23 protein-coding genes are annotated in these 24,366 nt (G+C 69.5%); 22 read left to right on the forward strand and 1 reads right to left on the reverse strand.

Translation table 11 applies throughout. From position 1 onward, the window contains the following. Positions 1-337 precede the first annotated feature (337 nt). From rho to ACZ6C1_RS01470, 22 genes are all read left to right on the forward strand, one after another. Positions 338-2,404 carry a transcription termination factor Rho gene (gene rho / locus ACZ6C1_RS01365; RefSeq protein WP_469236592.1) on the forward strand — a complete coding sequence of 689 codons (2,067 nt, stop codon included), beginning with the start codon at positions 338-340 and terminating at the stop codon, positions 2,402-2,404. A 271-nt stretch (positions 2,405-2,675) separates the two neighbouring features. Further along, complete coding sequence (locus ACZ6C1_RS01370; RefSeq protein ID WP_469236594.1) at positions 2,676-4,454, forward strand: trypsin-like serine protease; 1,779 nt, start codon at positions 2,676-2,678, stop codon at positions 4,452-4,454. A 101-nt stretch (positions 4,455-4,555) separates the two neighbouring features. Next, positions 4,556-5,098 carry a hypothetical protein gene (locus ACZ6C1_RS01375; RefSeq protein ID WP_469236595.1) on the forward strand — a complete coding sequence of 181 codons (543 nt, stop codon included), beginning with the start codon at positions 4,556-4,558 and terminating at the stop codon, positions 5,096-5,098. Positions 5,099-5,346: 248 nt separating this feature from the next. Further along, positions 5,347-6,444: an LCP family protein gene (locus tag ACZ6C1_RS01380; RefSeq protein WP_469236597.1), complete on the forward strand. Its 1,098-nt coding sequence runs from the start codon at positions 5,347-5,349 to the stop codon at positions 6,442-6,444. A 132-nt stretch (positions 6,445-6,576) separates the two neighbouring features. Next, entirely contained in the window at positions 6,577-6,801 is a 225-nt protein-coding gene (gene rpmE, locus ACZ6C1_RS01385; protein WP_469236598.1) for a 50S ribosomal protein L31, read from the forward strand. Positions 6,802-6,905: 104 nt separating this feature from the next. Continuing rightward, positions 6,906-7,985, forward strand: a complete 1,080-nt coding sequence (prfA, locus tag ACZ6C1_RS01390) for a peptide chain release factor 1 (RefSeq protein WP_064071840.1) — start codon at positions 6,906-6,908, stop codon at positions 7,983-7,985. Between the two features lie 32 nt (positions 7,986-8,017). Next, positions 8,018-8,899, forward strand: a complete 882-nt coding sequence (prmC, locus tag ACZ6C1_RS01395) for a peptide chain release factor N(5)-glutamine methyltransferase (RefSeq protein WP_469236600.1) — start codon at positions 8,018-8,020, stop codon at positions 8,897-8,899. A gap of 32 nt (positions 8,900-8,931) precedes the next feature. Next, positions 8,932-9,579: an L-threonylcarbamoyladenylate synthase gene (locus ACZ6C1_RS01400; RefSeq protein ID WP_469236602.1), complete on the forward strand. Its 648-nt coding sequence runs from the start codon at positions 8,932-8,934 to the stop codon at positions 9,577-9,579. Next, positions 9,576-10,214 carry an arsenate reductase/protein-tyrosine-phosphatase family protein gene (locus ACZ6C1_RS01405; protein WP_469236603.1) on the forward strand — a complete coding sequence of 213 codons (639 nt, stop codon included), beginning with the start codon at positions 9,576-9,578 and terminating at the stop codon, positions 10,212-10,214. Before ACZ6C1_RS01400 ends, ACZ6C1_RS01405 begins: the two co-directional genes overlap by 4 nt. 88 nt (positions 10,215-10,302) lie before the next feature. Continuing rightward, a complete protein-coding gene (locus ACZ6C1_RS01410; RefSeq protein ID WP_469236605.1) occupies positions 10,303-11,577 on the forward strand; it encodes a serine hydroxymethyltransferase in 1,275 nt (424 codons plus the stop codon). Positions 11,578-11,683: 106 nt separating this feature from the next. Beyond that, positions 11,684-13,009 carry an MraY family glycosyltransferase gene (locus tag ACZ6C1_RS01415; protein ID WP_469236606.1) on the forward strand — a complete coding sequence of 442 codons (1,326 nt, stop codon included), beginning with the start codon at positions 11,684-11,686 and terminating at the stop codon, positions 13,007-13,009. Positions 13,010-13,272: 263 nt separating this feature from the next. Further along, complete coding sequence (locus ACZ6C1_RS01420; RefSeq protein WP_469236608.1) at positions 13,273-13,710, forward strand: hypothetical protein; 438 nt, start codon at positions 13,273-13,275, stop codon at positions 13,708-13,710. A gap of 225 nt (positions 13,711-13,935) precedes the next feature. After that, positions 13,936-14,748 carry a F0F1 ATP synthase subunit A gene (gene atpB / locus ACZ6C1_RS01425; protein ID WP_469236609.1) on the forward strand — a complete coding sequence of 271 codons (813 nt, stop codon included), beginning with the start codon at positions 13,936-13,938 and terminating at the stop codon, positions 14,746-14,748. Between the two features lie 79 nt (positions 14,749-14,827). Beyond that, the gene (gene atpE, locus ACZ6C1_RS01430) at positions 14,828-15,070 is read left to right on the forward strand and encodes an ATP synthase F0 subunit C (protein WP_023586533.1); all 243 of its coding nucleotides are present in this window, start codon (positions 14,828-14,830) and stop codon (positions 15,068-15,070) included. A gap of 41 nt (positions 15,071-15,111) precedes the next feature. Further along, positions 15,112-15,657 carry a F0F1 ATP synthase subunit B gene (locus tag ACZ6C1_RS01435; RefSeq protein WP_126883239.1) on the forward strand — a complete coding sequence of 182 codons (546 nt, stop codon included), beginning with the start codon at positions 15,112-15,114 and terminating at the stop codon, positions 15,655-15,657. Then, entirely contained in the window at positions 15,654-16,469 is an 816-nt protein-coding gene (locus tag ACZ6C1_RS01440; RefSeq protein ID WP_469236611.1) for a F0F1 ATP synthase subunit delta, read from the forward strand. Before ACZ6C1_RS01435 ends, ACZ6C1_RS01440 begins: the two co-directional genes overlap by 4 nt. Before the next feature lie 126 nt (positions 16,470-16,595). Then, positions 16,596-18,194, forward strand: coding sequence for a F0F1 ATP synthase subunit alpha (gene atpA, locus ACZ6C1_RS01445; protein WP_469236613.1), 1,599 nt, complete (start codon positions 16,596-16,598; stop codon positions 18,192-18,194). A gap of 20 nt (positions 18,195-18,214) precedes the next feature. Next, positions 18,215-19,132, forward strand: a complete 918-nt coding sequence (locus ACZ6C1_RS01450) for a F0F1 ATP synthase subunit gamma (RefSeq protein WP_469236615.1) — start codon at positions 18,215-18,217, stop codon at positions 19,130-19,132. Further along, complete coding sequence (gene atpD / locus ACZ6C1_RS01455; RefSeq protein ID WP_469236616.1) at positions 19,132-20,574, forward strand: F0F1 ATP synthase subunit beta; 1,443 nt, start codon at positions 19,132-19,134, stop codon at positions 20,572-20,574. Before ACZ6C1_RS01450 ends, atpD begins: the two co-directional genes overlap by 1 nt. A 154-nt stretch (positions 20,575-20,728) precedes the next feature. Further along, entirely contained in the window at positions 20,729-21,103 is a 375-nt protein-coding gene (locus ACZ6C1_RS01460) for a F0F1 ATP synthase subunit epsilon (protein WP_073754366.1), read from the forward strand. Positions 21,104-21,231: 128 nt separating this feature from the next. Then, positions 21,232-21,678: a DUF2550 domain-containing protein gene (locus ACZ6C1_RS01465; RefSeq protein WP_469236618.1), complete on the forward strand. Its 447-nt coding sequence runs from the start codon at positions 21,232-21,234 to the stop codon at positions 21,676-21,678. Then, a complete protein-coding gene (locus ACZ6C1_RS01470; RefSeq protein WP_469236619.1) occupies positions 21,675-22,439 on the forward strand; it encodes a 4'-phosphopantetheinyl transferase family protein in 765 nt (254 codons plus the stop codon). Before ACZ6C1_RS01465 ends, ACZ6C1_RS01470 begins: the two co-directional genes overlap by 4 nt. Here ACZ6C1_RS01470 and ACZ6C1_RS01475 read toward each other — a convergent pair whose 3' ends face one another. Continuing rightward, positions 22,440-24,302: a glycosyl hydrolase family 18 protein gene (locus tag ACZ6C1_RS01475; protein ID WP_469236621.1), complete on the reverse strand. Its 1,863-nt coding sequence runs from the start codon at positions 24,300-24,302 to the stop codon at positions 22,440-22,442. Positions 24,303-24,366: the final 64 nt, after the last annotated feature.

Raw genomic sequence — 24,366 nt, forward strand, 5'->3', positions numbered from 1 at the left:
GTAGTGTTAACCTCGAGTCTGCACCCGACGTCTTTGTGGCGCGGTGCTGAGTGTCCCCATCCGGGACCACCATTCTTCCGGGAGCCTCCTCCACTGCCTGAGCAGCCTGCCTGAGCAGTTTCGAGCACGCTCCGGAACCGGCGCGCGACACCCCTCGCTTTTCCCAGGAGCGGGCCGAGCAGGGGGCCTCGGGCCGGAACCCAGCACGTCTTTTCTTCTCCGCCGTACCCGGCGGGACCACCGCCCCGACTCGGTCCACCGATCAAGGACCGCTGTCGGACAGCACAACCGGTCGCCGAGCCAGAAGGCCGACGTCCGCTCCAGGGAAGGACCCTTCGTGAGCGACACCACCGATCTGATGGGCGTGACTGCCGACAACAGTGTCGACACCGCCGCGCCCGCCGCAGGTGCTGCCACTGGCACCACGTCACGGCGCCGCCGCTCCGGCACCGGCCTCGAGGGCATGGTCCTGGCCGAGCTGCAGCAGGTCGCGTCAGGCCTCGGCATCAGGGGCACCGCGCGGATGCGCAAGAGCCAGCTGATCGAGGTCATCAAGGAGGCGCAGGCCGGAGGCGGCGCCTCCGCGCCCAAGACCGCCGACGCGGCCGGTGCCGCCGAGACGAAGCCGAAGCGTCGCGCCACCTCCAAGGCCCGTACGGGCGACGACGCCGCCGACAAGGCCGCGGACAAGGCCGTCGACAAGACCGCCGCCAAGGCCGAGAAGGCCGCCGACAAGGCCGACAAGGTCGTGGCGCAGCAGCAGATCGAGATCCCCGGTCAGCCTGCCAGCGACGACCAGCCCGTGGGCGAGCGCCGCCGTCGCCGCGCCACCGCGCCCGCCGGCAGCCCCGAGGGCGACGTCCGGACCGAGGTCCGCACGGACGTCCGTACGGAGGCCAGGACCGAGACGAGGACCGACGCGCAGCCCGAGGCCAAGGCCGAGGCGTCCGTCGACACCGCCGAGGGCAGCCGCCGGGACCGTCAGCGTGACCGTGGCGAGCGCGGCGGTGACCGCGGTGACCGCGGCGACCGCCGGGACCGTCAGCGCGACCGTCAGCGCGACCGCGGCGGCAAGGGCGACGACCAGCAGGGCGGCCAGCGCCAGCAGCGCCAGGGCGGCCAGCAGGGCGGCCAGGCCGGCCCGCAGGACGACTTCGACGACGAGGGCGGCCGCCGTGGTCGCCGTGGCCGCTACCGCGACCGCCGTGGCCGTCGTGGCCGCGACGACTTCGCGACCGGTGAGCCGCAGGTCTCCGAGGACGACGTCCTGATCCCCGTCGCGGGCATCCTGGACATCCTCGACAACTACGCGTTCATCCGGACCTCCGGCTACCTGCCGGGCCCGAACGACGTGTACGTCTCGCTCGCCCAGGTCCGCAAGAACGGCCTGCGCAAGGGTGACCACATCACCGGTGCCGTGCGCCAGCCGAAGGAGGGCGAGCGCCGCGAGAAGTTCAACGCGCTGGTCCGTCTGGACTCGGCCAACGGCATGGCCGCCGACTCCGGCCGCGGGCGCCCCGAGTTCAACAAGCTGACCCCGCTCTACCCGCAGGACCGGCTCCGTCTGGAGACCGACCCGGGTGTGCTGACCACGCGGATCATCGACCTCGTGTCGCCGATCGGCAAGGGCCAGCGAGGCCTGATCGTGGCCCCGCCGAAGACCGGCAAGACCATGATCATGCAGGCGGTCGCCAACGCGATCACCACGAACAACCCCGAGTGCCACCTGATGGTCGTCCTGGTCGACGAGCGTCCGGAAGAGGTCACCGACATGCAGCGGTCGGTCAAGGGCGAGGTCATCTCCTCGACCTTCGACCGCCCCGCCGAGGACCACACCACCGTCGCCGAGCTGGCCATCGAGCGCGCCAAGCGCCTCGTGGAGCTGGGTCACGACGTGGTCGTCCTGCTGGACTCCATCACCCGCCTGGGCCGTGCGTACAACCTCGCGGCGCCCGCCTCCGGCCGCATCCTGTCCGGTGGTGTCGACTCGACCGCGCTCTACCCGCCGAAGCGCTTCTTCGGTGCCGCGCGCAACATCGAGGACGGCGGCTCGCTGACGATCCTGGCCACCGCGCTGGTCGACACCGGCTCGCGCATGGACGAGGTGATCTTCGAGGAGTTCAAGGGCACCGGCAACATGGAGCTCAAGCTCGACCGGAAGCTCGCCGACAAGCGCATCTTCCCGGCGGTGGACGTCGACGCGTCCGGCACCCGCAAGGAGGAGATCCTGCTGGGCAGCGAGGAGCTCGCCATCGTCTGGAAGCTGCGCCGGGTGCTGCACGCGCTCGACCAGCAGCAGGCGATCGAGCTGCTGCTCGACAAGATGAAGCAGACGAAGTCGAACGCCGAGTTCCTGCTCCAGATCCAGAAGACGACCCCGTCGGCCGGCAACGGCAACGACTGACGTCGTATCAGAAGGACATAACGGTCCGCCCCGTCACTCCGGTGACGGGGCGGACCGTTTTTCACGGGTTTCTCACCCGCCGCTGGTCAACCAGTACTTGACAGGCGTAGCATCCTCCCATCGACGTGGGGGGATTCCGCCGCGCAGCACGAGCCGAGGCCAGGGGGGTTTTCCGGCTTGCTGCCCGCACATCAGTGATGCCCCGCCACCGTCATGGATTCTTCCGGTGCGGCGGTCGCGCTGCGCCGGGTCGACCCAAGGGGTTTACTCAGTGCAGATACGCACGCGCGGCGGCCGTCACCGGCGCCGTATGACACTGGCGCTGCCGGCCGCGGCCGCAGTCGTCGCCCTGGTGGGAGCGGGCATCGCGGTCACCGGCTCGGACTCCGCGGAGGCGGGTGAGGGCTCACGGATCGGCGTGGACGCGCAGAAGCCCGCCGAGCCGTCGAAGAGCGAGCTGGACAAGCGCGTCGCCCAGGCCATGCAGGCCGACGCCAAGAGCGAGCGGTCCCTGGTCAAGGAGCCGGACGCCGCCGCCTCCGACAGTGACGGTGCGCCCAGCGCCCGCATCATCGGCGGCTCCGAGACCACCATCTCGACCGCCCCCTGGATGGCGCAGCTCCACTTCAAGGACAGCACCGGCGCGGGCTACTTCTGCGGCGGCGCCGTCATCGCCCCGACGAAGGTGCTCACCGCGGCGCACTGCGTCAAGGGCATCAAGTGGTACGAGACGGGCACGGTCGTCGTGGGCACGGACCAGCTGCCCACCAAGAACGCCGACGGCTCCATGAACTACCACGGTGGCCAGCGCGTCGGCGCGTACCGCCAGTGGAACCACCCGTCGTACAGCCCCTACACGCTCGACGCCGACGTTGCCGTGCTCACGCTGACGTCGGCCGTCTCCGTCAAGCCGCTGCCGCTCGCGCAGCCGACGGATGGCGCGCTGTACCAGGCGGGTCTCGACGGCAAGGTGTACGGCTGGGGTCGCACCAGCTCGACGAACCCCAACAGCGCTTCGCAGACGCTGAAGGTCGCCGACGCGGACATCGTCTCGGACACCAACTGCGCCGCCGCCTACCCCGACGGCTTCATCAAGGGCCACATGCTGTGCGCGGGTGCCGCGCCGACCGGCAGCGACGAGACCAGCGAGACCACCTGCAACGGTGACTCCGGCGGCCCGCTGGTCGTCAGCGGCCGTCTCGTCGGCATCGTGTCGTGGGGCGACGAGAACTGCTCCGCCGAGGGCAAGTACGGCGTGTACGCGAAGGTCTCCACGTACTCGGCGCCGGTCCAGGCCCGTGTCGACGACGCCAACTGGAGCAGCGACCACACCGCCGACCTGCTGGCCCGCCGCACCTCCGACTCCACCATGTTCGCGTGGACGTCGAAGGTCACCTCGATGAGCCGCACGGAGAACCTGGGCAACTGGAGCGGCTACACCCTGGCCCTCCAGAACGACCTCGACCGCGACGACTACGCGGACGTGCTGAACCGCTACAACGGCGACGTCTACTGGGACCACTGGGTCCCCGCCACGAGCAAGTGGGAGAGCAAGCTCGTCGCCAAGGCCTGGGGCAAGCACAAGGCGATTCTGACCCCCGGCGACGTCACCGGTGACGAACTGCCCGACATGATCGCCGTCGACTCGGCCGGCACCATGCGCGTCTACCCGGGCCGCGGCAACGGCGGCTTCAACGCCCCCGTCTCCGTCGGCACCGGCTGGGGCAAGTACACGATGATCCGCGGCCACGGCGACTTCACCAACGACGGCAAGGCCGACATCTTCGCCCGCGCCACGGACGGCAAGACCTACCTCTACAAGGGCACCGGTGTCGCCACCAAGCCGTGGGCCGCGCCGGTCCTCGTCGGGGCCTTCGGCTCCATGAACGCCCTGGTCACCACCGGTGACGTCAACAGCGACGGCGTCGCCGACGTCCTCGCCCGTGACACGGCCGGCAAGCTCTGGCTGTACCCGGGCAACGGCCGGGGCGGCTTCCTCGCCCGCAAGGACTTCGGCACCGGCTGGCAGGCGTACAACCTGTTCGGCTGAGCCGCCCACTCCACCATGACCCTGTGCCCGCCGTGCACCGCACGGCGGGCACAGGCGCGCCTGCGCAAGCGGCGCCTGACCAAGCGGAAGGCCACTCTCCCGTGCGTACCAAGGCTGTGCTCGCCCTCGTCGTGGTTGCGGCGGGGCTCCTGGCCGGATGGTCGGGCTCGCCCGCGTTCGACGGCCGACGGGCCGGGGACGCCATTCATGGCGGACAACAGGCGCAGGGGGTGGCCGGATTCGACCACGCACGGTTGGGGGAGGAGTGGTGGTTCGCCATGCCGGTGCCCTACAACCAGAGCAGCCGTCCGCTGCGCATCACCGCGGTGGAACTGATCGACGTCCCCGACGGTGTGGACGTCGTGGACTACCCCGCGTTCGATCTGGACGACACGGGCGGGGTGCCCCTCCTGGGCAGGGAGGGCACCCCGCACATGCCGCGGTTCAGCCGGCTCCGGGACCATTCCGCGGCCGGGGTGGTCGTGGAGCCCGGCTCGTTCAGCGCCCACTACTACGCGGCGCACTTGAGGATCACCGGACCGATCGGGGAAGAAGGCCGGGGCTGCCGCTTCCAGTACGAGCAGGACGGGGAGAAGTACGAGCAGATCGTCGGCTGCGCCTTCGACATCAGACTCGGGAAGTGACGTCCGATTGCGACGTTCGCCACGCCGACGGGCCGGCGGCTGCCTCCGGCGTACGCGGCCACTCCCCACGAAACCGCAGGTGAAGCCGCTTCCGCACCCATCGCGCACCCGCGCGGTGGGCGCAGTGCGTTCTTCGGGAGCCCTCAGCCGCCCGTGCAACCCTTTGGGCCGCTTCCCCGTCTGACAGGCCGAGCAGTGCCTGATCACCACAGCTGGGGGTAGCGGAACCAGCGAGGACTGAGGAGACCATGGCCGAGCAGGGCAACAAGACCAGCCGAATACGAGCCACCGGGCGCCGCCGTCGGCAGGTGGGCAAGGGGCGCAAGGCGCTCACCGTCGCCGCCTGGTCCGCTGCCGGACTGGTGCTGGTCAGCGGGTGCGGACTCGGTTACGTGTACTTCACGCTCAACGGCAACATCGACAGCGTCGACATCAACGGCCAGCTGCGCGACGACGACCGCCCGCAGGACGTCGACAACGGTTCCCTGGACATCCTGGTCCTCGGCTCCGACACCCGGGCCGGGGCCAACGGCGAGTACGGCAGGGACGAGGGCGCCGCCCGCTCCGACACCGCGATGATCCTGCACGTGTACGAGGGCCACAAGAAGGCCAGCGTCGTCTCCGTACCGCGCGACACGATCATCGAGCGCCCCGACTGCACCGACAAGACCGGTGCGAGCGTCCCCGGCCGGCGCAAGGCGATGTTCAACACGGCGTACGAGGTCGGCGGCCCGGCCTGCGCGGTCAAGACCGTCGAGAAGATGTCCGGCATCCGCATGGACCACTACATCGAGGTCGACTTCACCGGCTTCAAGAAGCTCATCGACGAGCTCGGCGGCGTGGAGATCACCACCACCAAGCCGATCACCGACAAGAGCAGCCACCTCGAGCTGACCGCCGGGCCCCACACCCTGACCGGCGAGCAGGCCCTCGGCCTCGTCCGCACCCGCAAGGGCGTCGGTGACGGCAGCGACCTCGGCCGAATACAGCTCCAGCAGGCCTTCATGAAGGCCTTCATCGAGCAGGCCAAGAGCGTCGGCGTCTTCAGCAGCCCCAAGAAGCTGTGGGGCATCGCCGACACCGCCACCAAGGCGATCAGGCCCGACTCCGAGCTCGACTCCGTCAAGGAGCTCGCCGACTTCGCCCGGGGGCTGGGGCAGCTCGGCGCCGACGACGTCCACATGGTCACGCTGCCGGTCCAGTACGATCCGGCCGACCTCAACCGCGTCATCCCGCTGAAGGCCCAGTCCCAGCAGGTCTGGGCCGCCCTCAAGGCGGACCGGCCGATCCCCGCCTCCGCCACCAAGGACGCCGCGACCGGCGGCGCCGCGGGCGTGGTGAAGTAGGCCGGAATAGATCCGGTCCGACCCCGGTTTTGGGAGATACGGCCGGTCCTGGCAGACTGGTACGTCGGCCCCGGTTCACGCACGCGCATCCCGCACGTGCGACCCGGCGCCCTCCCGAAACTAGGAGACACCTTGAAGCGCGACATCCACCCCGAGTACGTCGAGACGCAGGTCAGCTGCACCTGTGGCGCGTCGTTCACCACCCGTAGCACGATCCAGGGCGGCAACATCCGTGCCGAGGTCTGCTCCGAGTGCCACCCGTTCTACACGGGCAAGCAGAAGATCCTCGACACCGGTGGCCGTGTGGCCCGCTTCGAGGCCCGCTTCGGCAAGAAGGCTGCCGGCTCCTCCAAGTAGCGAGCCACTGCGCCGGTCTCCGGCCGCCCCGCGCGTCGGGGTGGCCGGGACCGGCGCTTTGCCGTCTTCCACAGCAGCCACATCCGCGAAACCAGGAGCCCCCGATGTTCGAGGCGGTCGAGGAACTGATCGGCGAGCACGCCGATCTCGAGAAGAAGCTTGCCGACCCTTCGGTCCACGCCGACCAGGCCAACGCCCGCAAGCTCAACAAGCGCTACGCCGAGCTGACCCCGATCGTCGGCACGTACCGCTCCTGGAAGCAGACCGGCGAGGACATCGAAACCGCCCGCGAGTACGCGCAGGTCGACCCCGACTTCGCCGCCGAGGTCAAGGAGCTGGAGAAGCAGCGCGAGGAGCTGACCGACAAGCTGCGGCTGCTGCTCGTCCCGCGCGACCCCAGCGACGACAAGGACGTCATCCTGGAGATCAAGGCGGGCGCGGGCGGCGACGAGTCCGCCCTGTTCGCCGGTGACCTGCTGCGCATGTACCTGCGGTACGCCGAGCGCGTCGGCTGGAAGACCGAGATCATCGATGCCACCGAGTCCGAGCTGGGCGGCTACAAGGACGTCCAGGTCGCCGTGAAGACCAAGGGCGGCAACGGCGCCACCGAGCCCGGCCAGGGCGTCTGGGCGCGGCTGAAGTACGAGGGCGGGGTGCACCGCGTGCAGCGCGTGCCCGCCACCGAGTCGCAGGGCCGTATCCACACCTCCGCCGCCGGTGTCCTCGTGACGCCCGAGGCCGAGGAGATCGACGTCGAGATCCACGCCAACGACCTGCGCATCGACGTGTACCGGTCCTCCGGCCCCGGCGGCCAGTCCGTCAACACCACCGACTCCGCCGTGCGCATCACCCACCTGCCGACCGGCATCGTCGCCTCCTGCCAGAACGAGAAGAGCCAGCTTCAGAACAAGGAGCAGGCCATGCGTATCCTGCGCTCCAGGCTGCTCGCCGCGGCCCAGGAGGAGGCGGAGAAGAACGCCGCGGACGCGCGCCGCAGCCAGGTGCGTACCGTCGACCGGTCCGAGAAGATCCGGACGTACAACTTCCCGGAAAACCGGATCTCGGACCACCGGGTCGGCTTCAAGGCGTACAACTTGGACCAGGTGCTCGACGGTGAGCTCGACGCGGTGATCCAGGCGTGCGTCGACGCCGACTCCGCCGCGAAGCTCGCCGCCGCCCAGTAACACTCGATACCCGCTCAGCCCGGAGGACCAGCGTGCAGCAACATTTTGGGGGGCGACCCCCAAGCCCCCGCAGTGTGCTGCTTGCCGAGGTGGCCCAAGCCACCCAGCGGCTGGCCGACGCAGGCGTGCCGTCACCGCGCTTCGACGCGGAGGAGCTCGCCGCGTTCGTGCACGGCGTCAAGCGGGGAGAACTGCACAACGTCAAGGACGCGGACTTCGACGCCCGCTACTGGGAGGCCGTCGCCCGCCGCGAGGCCCGCGAGCCGCTCCAGCACATCACCGGACGGGCCTTCTTCCGTTACCTGGAGCTCCAGGTCGGTCCCGGTGTCTTCGTGCCGCGCCCCGAGACCGAGTCGGTCGTCGGGTGGGCCATAGACGCCGTGCGGGCGATGGACGTCGTCGAGCCCCTGATCGTCGACCTGTGCTCCGGCTCGGGCGCCATCGCGCTCGCCATGGCCCAGGAGGTGCCGCGCTCGCGGGTCCACGCCGTGGAGCTGTCCGAGGACGCCCTCGTGTGGACGCGCAAGAACGCCGAGGGGTCCAGGGTCACCGTCCACCAGGGCGACGCCCTGACGGCGCTCCCCGAGCTCGACGGCCAGGTCGACCTGGTCATCTCCAACCCCCCGTACATCCCCCTCACCGAGTGGGAGTACGTCGCGCCCGAGGCCCGCGACCACGACCCGGAGATGGCCCTCTTCTCCGGCGAGGACGGCCTCGACACCATCCGCGGCATCGAGCGCACCGCCCACCGGCTGCTGCGCCCCGGTGGCCTCGTCGTCGTCGAGCACGCCGACACCCAGGGCGGCCAGGTGCCGTGGATCTTCAACGAGGAGGCCGGCTGGACGGACGCCGCCGACCACCCCGACCTCAACAACCGCCCGCGCTTCGCGACCGCGCGCAAGGCGACCCCATGACAACAGAGCACGTGTACGAGGAGGCCTGCTAAATGGCTCGGCGATACGACTGCAACGACGCGACCGACCGCACGACCGGCCTCCGTGAGGCCGCGTCCGCCGTCCGCCGCGGAGAGCTCGTCGTGCTGCCCACCGACACCGTGTACGGGATCGGTGCGGACGCCTTCAGCGCGGAGGCCGTCGCGGACCTGCTGGAGGCCAAGGGGCGTGGCCGCAACATGCCCACCCCTGTCCTGATCGGCTCCCCGAACACCCTGCACGGCCTGGTCACCGACTTCACCGAGCAGGCCTGGGAGCTCGTCGACGCGTTCTGGCCGGGCGCCCTGACGCTCGTCGCCAAGCACCAGCCGTCGCTCCAGTGGGACCTCGGCGACACCCGCGGCACCGTCGCGATCCGGATGCCGCTGCACCCGGTCGCCATCGAGCTGCTCACCGAGGTCGGCCCGATGGCCGTCTCGTCGGCCAACCTGACCGGCCACCCGGCGCCGGAGGACTGCGACGCCGCGCAGGGCATGCTCGGCGACTCCGTGTCGGTGTACCTGGACGGCGGCCCGACGCCGGGCATCGTCCCGTCGTCGATCGTCGACGTCACCGGCAAGGTCCCGGTCCTGCTGCGCGCGGGTGCCCTGTCCGTGGACGAGCTGCGCAAGGTGGTACCCGACCTCGAGGTGGCCAATTGACCGCCCCTGAGGGGCGTGGCATAGGCACGGATGGCTCGTTCCGCATCCTCCACGTCAGCACCGGCAACGTCTGCCGCTCGCCGATCACCGAGCGGCTGACCCGCCATGCCCTGTGCGACCGCCTGGGCGACCCGATGGGCGGCGGTCTGATCGTGGAGAGCGCCGGCACCTGGGGCCACGAGGGCGCCCCCATGGAGGCCAACGCCGAGATCGTCCTCGCCGACTTCGGCGCGGACGCCAGCGGCTTCGTCGGCCGTGAGCTGCTCGACGAGCACGTCATCCGCGCCGACCTGGTGCTGACGGCGACCCGTGACCACCGCGCCCAGGTCATCTCGATGGGCCACTCGGCGGGGCTGCGGACGTTCACCCTGAAGGAGTTCACCCGCCTCGTACGGGCGATAGATCCGGCCACTTTGCCGGACCCCCTCAGCGACGGCATGGTCGAGCGCGCCCGCGCCCTGGTCCGCGCGGCCGCCGCTCTACGCGGGTGGCTCCTGGCCCCCAGCGCGGAGGCGGACGAGGTGAACGACCCGTACGGCGCGCCGATCACCTTCTTCCGCTCCATCGGCGACGAGATCCAGCAGGCGCTGGATCCGGTGGTGACCGCTCTGACGGGCGTTCCGACCAGGCGCTGACCGCCCTGACGGGTGTTCCCACCCGGCGGGGAGCCGGTGGCGGGCCTACATTGGGTGTGACGGGGCCCGCCCACGCCTGGAGCCACTGATGCCGGTCACCGCTGCTGCCGCCGACGCGCGTGCCTCGCACGTGTACGGGGCGGATGCCGACGTCCTGCGACGGCAGGATCCCGAGATCGCCGACGTACTGACGGGGGAGGGGCGGCGGCAGGCCGACAGCCTGCAGCTCATCGCCGCCGAGAACTTCGCCTCGCCCGCCGTGCTGGCCGCGCTCGGGTCGCCGCTCGCCAACAAGTACGCCGAGGGCTATCCCGGCGCCCGGTACCACGGTGGCTGCGAGTACGTGGACACCGCCGAGCGGATCGCCGTCCAGCGGGCCACCCGGCTCTTCGGGGCCGAGCACGCCAACGTCCAGGCGCACTCCGGCTCTTCGGCCGTTCTCGCGGCGTACGCGGCGCTGCTGCGGCCGGGGGACACGGTGCTGGCGATGGGCCTGGCGTACGGCGGTCATCTGACGCACGGGTCGCCGGCGAACTTCTCCGGCCGCTGGTTCGACTTCGTCCCGTACGGCGTGGACGCCGAGTCGGGGCTCATCGACTACGAGCAGGTGCGGGTCCTCGCGCACGAGCACAAGCCGAAGGCGATCGTGTGTGGCTCGATCTCGTACCCCCGGCACATCGATTACGCCGAGTTCCGTGAGATCGCCGACGAGGTCGGGGCCTGCCTGATCGCCGACGCCGCCCACCCCATCGGCCTCGTGGCGGGCGGGTCGGCGCCCAACCCCGTCCCGTACGCCGACGTTGTCTGCGCGACCACGCACAAGGTGCTGCGCGGGCCGCGCGGCGGGCTGCTCCTGTGCGGCGCGGAGCTGGCCGAGCGCATCGACCGGGCGGTGTTCCCGTTCACCCAGGGCGGCGCTCAGATGCACACGATCGCCGCCAAGGCGGTGGCCTTCGGTGAGGCGGCGACACCGGAGTTCACGGCGTACACCCAACGGGTGGTGGCCAACGCGCGCGCCCTCGCCGACGCGCTCGCCCAGGAGGGTTTCGCCCTCACCACCGGCGGTACCGACACTCACCTGATCACCGCCGATCCCGCCCCGCTCGGCGTCGACGGGCGCGTGGCGAGGGCCCGCCTGGCAGCCGCCGGCATGGTGCTGGACACCTGCGCCCTGCCGTACGGGGACGGGCGCGGTATCCGGTTCGGCACGGCCGCCGTGACGACCCAGGGGATGGGGCCCGCGGAGATGGAGCGGATCGCGGCCCTGTTCACGGTGGCGCTGCGCGAGGACCCCGACGCGGCTGGGAAGGTCCGTGCCGAAGTGCGTGAACTGGCCGAGCGATTTCCACCGTATCGGGGGTAGAAGGGCAGCCGTGCAACCGTCGACGGCACCCGTGTGTCCTCAACCATGGGGACGGCAGAGCTAGGGTGTGGGGCTGAGATGGCCAGCGATTCCTGTGGGGCAGCCCGTGCGTGATTACCTGCTGACGCTCTGTGTCACGGCCGCGGTGACCTATCTGCTGACCGGTCCGGTGCGGAAGTTCGCCATCGCGGCCGGAGCGATGCCGGAGATCCGCGCCCGCGACGTACACCGAGAACCGACGCCGCGGCTCGGCGGCATCGCCATGTTCTTCGGGCTGTGCGCGGGGCTGCTGGTGGCGGACCACCTGACGAACCTCAACAGCGTCTTCGAGCTGTCGAACGAGCCGCGCGCGCTGCTCTCCGGCGCGGCCCTCATCTGGCTGATCGGCGTCCTGGACGACAAGTTCGAGATCGACGCGCTGATCAAGCTCGGCGGCCAGATGATCGCCGCGGGCGTGATGGTCATGCAGGGTCTGACCATCCTGTGGCTGCCCATCCCCGGTGTCGGCACGGTCGCGCTCACCCAGTGGCAGGGCACGCTGCTGACGGTCGCCCTGGTGGTGATCACCATCAACGCGGTGAACTTCGTCGACGGCCTCGACGGCCTGGCCGCCGGCATGGTGTGCATCGCGGCCGCCGCGTTCTTCCTGTACGCCTACCGGATCTGGTACGGCTTCACGATCGAGGCCGCCGCCCCCGCGACGCTGTTCGCGGTGATCCTGATGGGCATGTGCCTGGGCTTCCTGCCGCACAACATGCACCCGGCGCGGATCTTCATGGGTGACTCGGGCTCGATGCTGATCGGCCTGGTGCTGGCCGCGTCGGCGATCTCGATCACCGGCCAGGTCGACCCGGACGCGCTGAAGATCTTCGAGGGCTCGACCCGTGAGGCCACGCACGCCGCGCTGCCGGTCTTCATCCCGCTGCTGCTGCCGCTGACGATCATCGCGATCCCGATGGCCGACCTGGTGCTGGCGATCGTGCGCCGTACGTGGAACGGCCAGTCGCCGTTCGCCGCCGACCGCGGCCACCTGCACCACCGGCTGCTGGAGATCGGGCACTCGCACAGCCGGGCCGTGCTGATCATGTACTTCTGGTCGGCGCTGATCGCCTTCGGTACCCTGGCGTACTCGGTGCACTCGGCGTCGATGTGGATCGTGCTGGTGATCGTCGCGCTCAGCGCGATCGGGCTGGTACTCCTGCTGCTGCCGCGCTTCACGCCGCGCGCCCCGCGCTGGGCGGAGGCCTTCGTCCCGCCGCGCTACCGCCGCCGCAAGGTGCGGCCGGCGGCGGGGGCGGCACAGGCGCCCGAGCCGTCGCCCTCGTACGGGGAGGAGGAGCGTGTGCCGGTCCCGGCGGGAGTCAACGGGGCGACGGCCCTCAGTGCCCTTCCCGAGCTCCCCGACCGGCGGAAGGCCGGAACGCGCGGTTGACGAGCACCCTCGGTGGGTCCATTACCAGACAAACCAGCCCACCGTCCTGCACACACGCGCAGGGTCACTCTCATGTGTGAGAGTTGGCACACCTCTGGGTAAAGACCTCATCAAATAGTTTGTGATACCGTTCACGAGACCCGGCGACAGAGCCGAAGGACCGTAGTGCGACGGTTCCTCGGCCCCCGAGAGCACGCCTCGGACCGGGCTTACGCTCGTCCATGACGACACCACTGCCCCCACCAGCAAGCGGAGATGCCGCCATGCCGTCCAACGACGCACGCACCCTGCTGTACGCCGCTGTACCCACCCTCGCCACAGGCGCTGTCGCCACCGTGGTGAGCGGTGTGGTCGCCGGCGGCAAGGCTGCTGTCGGCGCCGTCGCCGGGACGCTCGTGGTCGTCCTCTTCATGGGGATCGGGCTGGTGGTGCTCCAGCGGACGGCCAAGTCAATGCCTCAGCTGTTCCAGGCCATGGGGCTGATGCTCTACATGGCCCAGTTGCTGCTGCTGTTCATGTTCATGGCCTTGCTCAAGAACACCACGCTGTTCGACTTCAAGGCCTTCGCCTTCACGCTGCTCGCGGCGACCATCGTCTGGGTCGCGGCCCAGGCCCGCGCCTACATGAAGGCCAAGATCCTTTACGTGGACGATCCGTCCGACAAGGGCTCGAAGTCCGAGAAGACGGGGCCGTCGACGTGAGGAGTAGGGCCGGGATAAACGCGCGTTCGCGATGCTGCTATCGTCCGGTGCCAACTGCGGCACTGCGGGCGCGGCCATCCGAGCTGACGCCTGTCCCAGCGCGAGGCTCGACGCCGAACCGCCGCCCCCCCATCCGTAAGACCAGTCCAGTGCCGACCCGCGGCTGCGTGCCGCGCCGACACAACGAGGTTGCCGTACCTATGCGCCACGCTGAAGGAGCCCGCGGTGAGTGCTGACCAGACGCTTGCCTTCGACCCGAGCTGTCACCTCTTCATCGAGGGATGTGGCTTCCCGGCACCGGGCCTCCACTCGTTCATGTACGAGCCCATCGCCACCGTGGCCGGCTTCGAGTTCACGAAGCCCATGCTGCTCGCGTTCCTGGGTTCGATCCTGATCGTCGCCTTCTTCTGGGCCGCCTTCGCGAAGCCGAAGCTGGTGCCCGGCAAGGTCCAGATGGTCGGTGAGGCCGGGTACGACTTCGTCCGCCGCGGCATCGTCTACGAGATCATCGGCAAGAAGGACGGCGAGAAGTACGTCCCCTTCATGGTGTCGCTGTTCTTCTTCGTCTGGATTCTCAACCTCTGGTCGATCATTCCGCTGGCCCAGTTCCCGGTCACCTCGCTGATCGCCTTCCCGGCCGGTCTCGCGCTGATCGTCTACGTGACGTGGGTCAGCCTCACGTTCAAGAAGCACGGCTTCGTGGGCGGCTGGAAGAACATCCTCGGCTACGACAAGAGCCTCGGTGCCATCCTCCCGCTGGTCATGGCGCTGGAGTTCCTCTCCAACCTGATCATCCGGCCCTTTACGCACGCGGTCCGGCTCTTCGCGAACATGTTCGCCGGCCACATGCTTCTCGTGATGTTCTCGCTGGCCACCTGGTACCTCATGAACGGGCTCGGCTTCGTCTACGCCGGCGCCTCCTTCGTGATGGTCATCGTGATGACCGCCTTCGAGCTCTTCATCCAGGCCGTCCAGGCGTACGTCTTCGTCCTCCTGGCCTGCAGCTACGTACAGGGCGCGCTCTCCGAGCACCACTGAGCCAGCCCCTCCCCTCAAGACCCCCAGTCATCCGGTGGCCAACCCCCACCGGGTCATTGAAAGAGAAGGAAGATCCGGCATGTCCGTTCTCCAGACCCTCGCCGCCGAGAACACCGTCTCCGGCAACGTGAACGCTGTTGGCTACGGCCTCGCGGCCATCGGCCCCGGCGTCGGCGTCGGCATCATCTTCGGTAACGGCACCCAGGCCCTCGCCCGCCAGCCCGAGGCGGCCGGTCTGATCCGTACCAACCAGATCATGGGTTTCGCCTTCTGTGAGGCGCTCGCCCTCATCGGCATCGTCATGGGCTTCGTCTTCCAGTAAGCCGGACCGACAGCCCAACCCCTTTCACGGAAGGCACTGATGTGAACGCTCTGTTCCTTGCGGCGGCGGAGGAGCCTCAGCCTCCTATCGTCCCGCATCTCGACGAGCTGGTCATCGGCCTGATCGCCTTCGCCATCGTCTTCGGCTTCCTCGCCAAGAAGCTCCTCCCGAACATCAACAAGGTTCTGGAGCAGCGCCGCGAGGCGATCGAGGGTGGCATCGAGAAGGCCGAGTCGGCCCAGATCGAAGCCCAGAGTGTGCTGGAGCAGTACAAGGCTCAGCTCGCCGAGGCCCGCCACGAGGCCGCGCGGCTGCGTCAGGAGGCGCAGGAGCAGGGCACCGCGATCATCCAGGAGATGAAGGCGGAAGGCCAGCGCCAGCGCGAGGAGATCATCGCGGCCGGCCACGCCCAGATCGAGGCCGACCGCAAGGCCGCGGCGACCGCGCTGCGCCAGGACGTGGGCAAGCTCGCCACCGACCTGGCCGGCAAGCTGGTCGGCGAGTCCCTCGAGGACGTCGCCCGCCAGAGCCGTACCATCGACCGCTTCCTCGACGAGCTCGAGGAGAAGGCCGAGGCCGCCCGATGAACGGAGCGAGCCGCGAGGCACTGGCTGCCGCGCGCGAGCGTCTCGACGCGCTGACCGACAACACGTCGGTCGACGTGGCGAAGCTCGCCGGTGAGCTGGCCGCCGTTACCGCGCTGCTCGACCGCGAGGTGTCGCTGCGTCGGGTCCTGACCGACCCGGCGCAGGCCGGCGAGGCCAAGGCCGAGCTCGCCACGCGACTGCTGAGCGGTCAGGTGGGCGGGGAAGCCGTCGACCTGGTCTCCGGCATGGTCCGGTCCCGCTGGTCGTACTCGCGTGACCTCGTCGACTCCCTCGAGGAGCTGGCGAACACCGCGGACCTCACGGCGGCGCAGAAGGCCGGCGCGCTCGACGACGTCGAGGACGAGCTGTTCCGGTTCGGCCGGATCGTCACGTCCAGCATCGACCTGAGGGCCGCGCTGACCGACAAGGCGGCCACCGCGTCCGCCAAGAGCGAGCTGCTGCGCAGCCTGCTCGGCGGCAAGGCCGACGCGGCCACCGAGCGACTGATCGTCCGTCTCGTGACCCAGCCCCGGGGACGTAGCCTGGAGGCGGGACTCGAGTCCCTGTCCAAGCTCGCCGCGGCGCGCCGGGACCGGATGGTCGCGGTCGTCACCTCGGCGGTGCCGCTGAGCGACCAGCAGAAGCAGCGTCTCGGCGCCGTGCTGGCGAAGCTGTACGGCCGCCAGATGCACCTGAACCTGGACGTGGACCCCACGGTCCTCGGCGGGATCTCGGTGCGGGTCGGCGACGAGGTCATCAACGGCACCGTCGCAGGCCGCCTCGACGAGGCCGCCCGGCGACTGGCCGGCTGACCAGCACAACCAAACAAGCGTTACCTACGGCCCGGTTGGGCCGTGCAGAGGATGCAGAAGTTCTGGGGGGAGCCCCCAGATCCCCCAAAGAAACTTCGGGCCCAACAAGGAGAGCAGGGAACCCAGATGGCGGAGCTCACGATCCGGCCGGAGGAGATCCGGGACGCGCTGGAGAACTTTGTCCAGTCGTACAAGCCGGACGCGGCCTCGCGCGAGGAGGTCGGTACGGTCAGCCTTGCCGGCGACGGCATCGCGAAGGTCGAGGGCCTGCCCTCGACCATGGCGAACGAGCTGCTGAAGTTCGAGGACGGCACCCTCGGCCTCGCCCTCAACCTCGAGGAGCGCGAGATCGGTGCCATTGTCCTCGGTGAGTTCAGCGGCATCGAGGAGGGCCAGCCGGTCACCCGCACCGGCGAGGTCCTGTCCGTCGCTGTCGGCGAGGGCTACCTGGGCCGGGTCGTCGACCCGCTCGGCAACCCGATCGACGGTCTCGGCGAGATCGCGACCGAGGGCCGCCGCGCCCTCGAACTGCAGGCACCCACGGTCATGCAGCGCAAGTCGGTGCACGAGCCGATGGAGACCGGCTACAAGGCCGTCGACGCCATGACCCCGATCGGCCGTGGTCAGCGCCAGCTGATCATCGGTGACCGTCAGACCGGCAAGACCGCCCTGGCCGTCGACACGATCATCAACCAGCGCGACAACTGGCGCTCGGGCGACCCGAAGAAGCAGGTCCGCTGCATCTACGTCGCCATCGGCCAGAAGGGCTCCACCATCGCGTCCGTGCGCGGCGCGCTGGAGGAGGCCGGTGCCCTGGAGTACACGACCATCGTCGCCGCCCCGGCGTCCGACCCGGCCGGCTTCAAGTACCTGGCGCCCTACACCGGCTCCGCCATCGGTCAGCACTGGATGTACCAGGGCAAGCACGTCCTGATCATCTTCGACGACCTGTCGAAGCAGGCCGACGCCTACCGCGCCGTCTCCCTGCTGCTGCGCCGCCCGCCGGGCCGTGAGGCCTACCCGGGTGACGTCTTCTACCTGCACTCGCGTCTGCTGGAGCGCTGCGCCAAGCTCTCCGACGACATGGGCGCCGGTTCGATGACCGGTCTGCCGATCGTCGAGACCAAGGCCAACGACGTCTCGGCGTTCATCCCGACCAACGTCATCTCCATCACCGACGGCCAGTGCTTCCTGGAGTCCGACCTGTTCAACGCCGGCCAGCGTCCGGCCCTGAACGTCGGTATCTCGGTCTCCCGTGTCGGTGGCTCCGCCCAGCACAAGGCCATGAAGCAGGTCTCCGGCCGTCTGCGCGTGGACCTCGCCCAGTTCCGTGAGCTGGAGGCGTTCGCCGCCTTCGGTTCCGACCTGGACGCCGCGTCGAAGGCCTCGCTGGAGCGCGGCAAGCGCATGGTCGAGCTGCTGAAGCAGCCCCAGTACCAGCCGATGGCGACGGCCGACCAGGTCGTCTCCGTCTGGGCCGGCACCACGGGCAAGATGGACGACGTCCCGGTGGTGGACATCCGCCGCTTCGAGCGCGAGCTGCTGGACTACCTGCACCGCGACCACAAGGGGCTGATGGACTCCATCCGCGAGGGCGGCAAGATGTCCGACGACACCCTCACGGCCGTCGCCGACGCCATCGCCGCGTTCAAGAAGCAGTTCGAGACCTCGGACGGAAAGCTGCTGGCCGAGGACGCCCCGGCCGCCGCCAACGTCTCGAAGTGACGACGGAAGGGACCTGACTCATGGGAGCGCAGCTCCGGGTCTACAAGCGTCGCATCAAATCCGTCACGGCGACCAAGAAGATCACCAAGGCGATGGAGATGATCGCCGCCTCGCGCATCGTCAAGGCGCAGCGCAAGGTGGCGGCCTCCACGCCGTACGCGACCGAGCTCACCCGCGCGGTCACCGCGGTGGCCACCGGGTCGAACACCAAGCACCCGCTGACCACCGAGACGGACAACCCGACCCGGGCCGCGGTCCTGCTCGTCACGAGCGACCGTGGTCTGGCCGGCGGCTACTCGTCCAACGCCATCAAGGCCGCGGACCAGCTCACCGAGCGGCTGCGCGGCGAGGGCAAGGAGGTCGACACGTACATCGTCGGCCGCAAGGGTGTCGCCTACTACGGCTTCCGCGAGCGCAAGGTCGCGGAGTCGTGGACCGGCTTCACCGACAGCCCGAGCTACGCGGACGCCAAGGCGGTCGCCGCGCCGCTCATCGAGGCCGTCACCACGGAGACGGCCGAGGGCGGGGTCGACGAGCTGCACATCGTCTTCACCGAGTTCGTGTCGATGATGACGCAGATGCCCGTACAGAACCGGATGCTCCCGCTCAGCCTCGACAAGGCCGCGGAAGAGGCCGGGACCAAGGGCGAGATCCTTCCGCTGTTCGACTTCGAGCCGTCGGCCGAGGACGTCCTTGACGCCCTGCTGCCGCGGTACGTCGAGAGCCGCATCTACAACGCACTGCTGCAGGCCGCCGCTTCCGAGCACGCCGCCCGCCGCCGCGCGATGAAGTCGGCGACCGACAACGCCGGAGACCTGATCAACAGCCTCTCCCGGCTTGCCAACGCGGCCCGCCAGGCCGAAATCACCCAGGAAATCAGCGAGATCGTCGGTGGCGCGAGCGCCCTGGCCGACGCGACCGCGGGGAGTGACAAGTAATGACCACCACTGTTGAGACGGCCACGGCGACGGGCCGCGTCGCGCGGGTCATCGGCCCGGTCGTCGACGTGGAGTTCCCCGTCGACGCGATGCCGGAGATCTACAACGCGCTGCACGTCGAGGTGGCCGACCCGGCCGAGGACGGCAAGAAGAAGACGCTGACCCTCGAAGTCGCCCAGCACCTGGGTGACGGCCTGGTCCGCACGATCTCGATGCAGCCCACCGACGGTCTGGTCCGCCAGGCCCCGGTGACCGACACGGGCAACGGCATCTCGGTGCCGGTCGGCGACTTCACCAAGGGCAAGGTGTTCAACACCCTCGGTGAGGTGCTGAACATGCCCGAGGAGAACGCCAACGTCGGTGAGCGCTGGCCGATCCACCGCAAGGCCCCCGACTTCGACCAGCTCGAGTCCAAGACCGAGATGTTCGAGACCGGCCTGAAGGTCGTCGACCTTCTCACCCCGTACGTCAAGGGTGGAAAGATCGGTCTGTTCGGTGGTGCCGGTGTCGGCAAGACCGTGCTGATCCAGGAAATGATCATGCGTGTCGCCAACCTCCACGAGGGCGTCTCCGTCTTCGCGGGTGTCGGCGAGCGCACCCGTGAGGGCAACGACCTCATCGCGGAGATGGAAGAGTCCGGAGTTCTGGACAAGACCGCCCTGGTCTTCGGCCAGATGGACGAGCCCCCGGGCACCCGTCTGCGCGTCGCCCTGGCCGGTCTGACCATGGCGGAGTACTTCCGCGATGTGCAGAAGCAGGACGTGCTCTTCTTCATCGACAACATCTTCCGGTTCACCCAGGCCGGCTCCGAGGTGTCCACCCTGCTCGGCCGTATGCCGTCCGCGGTGGGTTACCAGCCGAACCTGGCCGACGAGATGGGTCAGCTGCAGGAGCGCATCACCTCGACGCGCGGTCACTCGATCACCTCGATGCAGGCGATCTACGTCCCCGCGGACGACCTGACCGACCCGGCCCCGGCCACCACCTTCGCCCACCTCGACGCGACGACGGTTCTCTCCCGTCCGATCTCCGAGAAGGGCATCTACCCGGCCGTGGACCCGCTGGACTCCACGTCCCGGATCCTGGACCCGCGCTACATCGCGCAGGACCACTACGAGGCCGCCATGCGCGTCAAGGGGATCCTTCAGAAGTACAAGGACCTCCAGGACATCATCGCGATCCTCGGTATCGACGAGCTGGGCGAGGAGGACAAGCTCGTTGTCCACCGTGCCCGTCGTGTCGAGCGCTTCCTGTCCCAGAACACCCACGCGGCGAAGCAGTTCACCGGCGTGGACGGTTCGGACGTTCCGCTCGACGAGTCGATCGCCGCGTTCAACGCGATCTGCGACGGTGAGTACGACCACTTCCCCGAGCAGGCCTTCTTCATGTGCGGTGGTCTTGAGGACCTCAAGAAGAACGCCAAGGAGCTCGGCGTCTCCTGAGTCCCGTGACTCGTGAAAGGGGGCGGGTCTCGTCCCGCCCCCTTTCGTACGCCTCCGTATGACCGAGGGGCCCGGCGTCTTCCGCGTCGGGCGCCCTACTAGACTTATGACCCAACACCCGGCACACGCCGGGTGGTGACCCGAGGAGCCACCCTTGGCTGCTGAGCTGCACGTCGAGCTGGTCGCCGCGGACCGGAGTGTCTGGTCCGGCGAGGCCACCCTGGTCATCGCGCGCACCACGTCCGGCGACATCGGCGTCATGCCCGGCCACCAGCCGCTGCTCGGTGTGCTGGAGTCGGGCCCGGTGACCATCCGTACGAGTGAGGGCGGGACTGTCGTCGCCGCCGTGCACGGCGGTTTCATCACGTTCGCGGACAACAAGCTGTCGCTGCTCGCCGAGATCGCCGAGCTGGCGGACGAGATCGACCCCCAGCGCGCCGAGCGTGCGCTGGAGCGCGCGAAGGCCGAGTCGGACGCCGCCGCCGAGCGGCGCGCCGAGGTCCGGCTGCGCGCGGTGGCGGTGCACTAGCACCGCCCCCGACAGTTGTGCCCTCAGCCGCGGCCCGGTCTGGAATCATCCAGACCGTGCCGCGGCTGAGGTCGATGCAGGTGCAGGTTGAATTTCGTTGATCGAACGATGCGAGGAGGTCGGTGGAGATGTTCCTCGCTCTGCTGGTGAGCGCCCTGGTCGTCGCCCTGGTGGTGATCGGGCTCTTCGTGTTCGGACTGCGCCGGAGGTTGATCCAGCGCTCCGGGGGCACCTTCGACTGCAGCCTGCGCTGGACCGTGCCGGACGACGGTGATCTCTCCGGCAAGGGATGGGTGTACGGCGTCGCCCGGTACAGCGGCGACCGGGTCGCCTGGTTCCGCGTCTTCTCGTACGCCCCCCGCCCGCGCCGCGTCCTGGAGCGCTCCGGCATCGAGGTGCTGGCGCGCCGGATGCCCGAGGGCGAGGAGGAGCTGGCGCTGCTGTCCGACTCGGTGGTGCTGGGGTGTCTGCACCACGGGCGGCATGTGGAGCTGGCGATGAGCGAGGACGCGCTCACCGGCTTCCTCGCCTGGCTGGAGGCCGCGCCTCCCGGGCAGAGGGTCAATGTGGCGTGAGCGTCGCCGACATACCCCGGGTGGAGCCGGGACAGTGCCATGTGTGGGTCGCCGACGCCGTGCGCGTACCGGCGCCGTCGCTGCTGGAGTGGCTCGACGCCCGTGAGCGGGCGCGGCACGACGCGTTCGTCCGTGACGCCGATCGCGCGCTGTATCTGACCGCGCACGCCCTGGTGCGCCGGCTCGTCGCGGCGCAGCTCGGGGTCGGTCCGTGCGAGGTGCGGTTCACCCAGGAGTGCCGGCACTGCGACCGGCCGGAGCCGCACGGGAAGCCGGGTGTGGCGGATTCGCCGCTGGAAGTGTCGCTGTCGCACTCGGGGGAGCGGGTGGCGGTCGCGGTGTCGCAGGCGGGGCCGGTCGGTGTCGACATCGAGGAGGTCGGCGCCGAGGCCAAGGTCGCGGATCTGTCGCCGGTCGTGCTGACGGCGGTGGAGCGCGCCGAGCTGGAAAGGCTGCCGGCGGGGGAGCGGGCCCGGGGTTTCATCCGCTACTGGGCGCGGAAGGAAGCGGTGCTCAAGGCGACCGGTGACGGTCTGACGGTGGAGCCCGCGCTGCTGACGGTGAGCGCCCCCGGGGCGCCCGCCGCGCTGCTGGAGTGGCGGAACCGGGCGGAGCCGCACCTGCCGGTGCGGCTCCATGATGTCGACGCGGGTGACGGCTACCGGGCGGCGGTCGCCGTCCTGGGTGACGAGTGCCGTGTGGTGCGGCACGAGGTGGCGTACGACGGGGACGGCACCCTGTACCGCCCCCGCCGGGGGTGACTACTTCAGCCCGTTGCTGATGGCGCTCACCAGTTCGCCATTGGCGGTGTCACCGCTGAACTCCCAGAAGAACGCGCCGGCCAGGCCCTGGTTCTTCGCCCAGCCCATCTTGGACGTGACGGTGGCCGGGGTGTCGTAGCTCCACCAGTTGGTGCCGCAGTGCGCGTACGCGGTGCCGGCGATCGTGCCGTTGGCGGGGCAGGAGTTCTTGAGGACCTTGTAGTCCTCGATGCCCTGCTCGTACGTGCCCTGCGCCGGGCCGGTGGCGGTGCCGCCGGGCTCCTTCTGGGTCACGCCGGTCCAGCCGCGGCCGTAGAAGCCGATGCCGAGGAGCAGCTTGGTGGCCGGGACACCCTTGGCCTTGAACTTGGCGATCGCCTCGGCGGAGTTGAAGCCCGCCTGCGGGATGCCCGGGTACGAGGTGAGCGGGGAGTGCGGGGCCGTCGGGCCCTTCGCCGCCCAGGCGCCGAAGAAGTCGTACGTCATGACGTTGTACCAGTCGATGTACTGCGCGGCGCCGCCGTAGTCGGCCGCGTCGATCTTGCCGCCGGAGGAGGCGTCGGCGGTCACGGCCGCGGTGACCAGGTTGCCGGTGCCGAACTTGGCACGCATGGCCTTCATCATGTTCGTGAAGGCGGCGGGGCCGCTGGTGTCGCAGGACAGGCCGCAGGCGTTGGGGTACTCCCAGTCCAGGTCGATGCCGTCGAAGACGTCGGCCCAGCGCGGGTCCTCGACCAGGTCGTAGCACGACTGGGCGAAGGCGGCCGGGTTCTGCACGGCCTGGCCGAAGCCGCCGGACCAGGTCCAGCCGCCGAACGACCACAGCACCTTGATGTGCGGGTACCGCGCCTTCAGCTTGCGCAACTGGTTGAAGTTGCCGCGCAGCGGCTGGTCCCAGGTGTCGGCCTTGCCGTCGACGGACTGGTCGGCGGTGTAGGCCTTGTCGTAGTCGGCGAAGGCGTCACCGATGGTGCACTTGCCGTTCTGGACGTTGCCGAAGGCGTAGTTGATGTGCGTGATCTTGGACGCAGAGCCGGACGTCACCAGGTTCTTGACGTGGTAGTTGCGCCCGTAGACGCCCCAGTTGGTGAAGTAGCCGAGGTTGACCTTGGCGCCGGGGCCCGGTCCCGGGCCGGGGTCGGTGCCGCCGCCGGTGGTGCGCACGGCGCGGGAGCCGCTGACCGGCCCGGTCTGGTCGGCGGTGTCACGCGCCTGGACCGCGTACGAGTAGTCGGTGCCGGCGGTCAGGCCGGTGTCGGTGTACGTCAGACCCGTCATCGTGGCGACCTTGACGCCGTCGCGCAGCACGTCGTAGTTCTTGACGCCCTTGTCGTCGGTGGCGGCGGTCCAGGTGAGCTTCACCGAGGTGTTGCCGATGTCGGAGGCGCCGGGGGTGCCCGGTGCGGAGGGCGGGTTGTCACCGGGGACGGTGGGTCCGCCGTCGCACGATCCGCCGTTGAGCTTGCAGCCGGAGGGGGATCCGGTGCCGGTGCCGTTGAAGCCGAAGGAGACGGAGGCGCCCGGGGCGAGGGTGCCGTTCCAGCCGACGTTCTTGGCGGTCCAGTGGGTGCCGCTGCTGGTGACGGTGGCGTCCCAGGCGGAGGTGACCGACGTACCGGAGGGGAAGTCCCATTCGACGGTCCAGGAGGACAGGGAGGTGGTGCCGGTGTTCTTCACCGTCCACTTGCCCTCGAAACCGGAGCCCCAGTCGGAGACCTTGGTGTACGTGGCGGTCGCCGAGGTGGCGGCCTGGGCGGGGGAGGCGAGGCCGACCATGGCGGCCAGGGGAAGCAGCAGGGCGGTCAGTCCGGCCGTGGCTCTGGCCCGGAATCTCGTTCTGCGCGGGAGTGCTTGAGTGCTCAACGGTGCTCCTCAAGTTGCGGACGGACAACGGTGGGGGTCCGTGAAAGGTGCGCGCCGTGAGCGT

The sequence above is a fragment of the Streptomyces sp. NPDC041796 genome, from assembly GCF_055590785.1.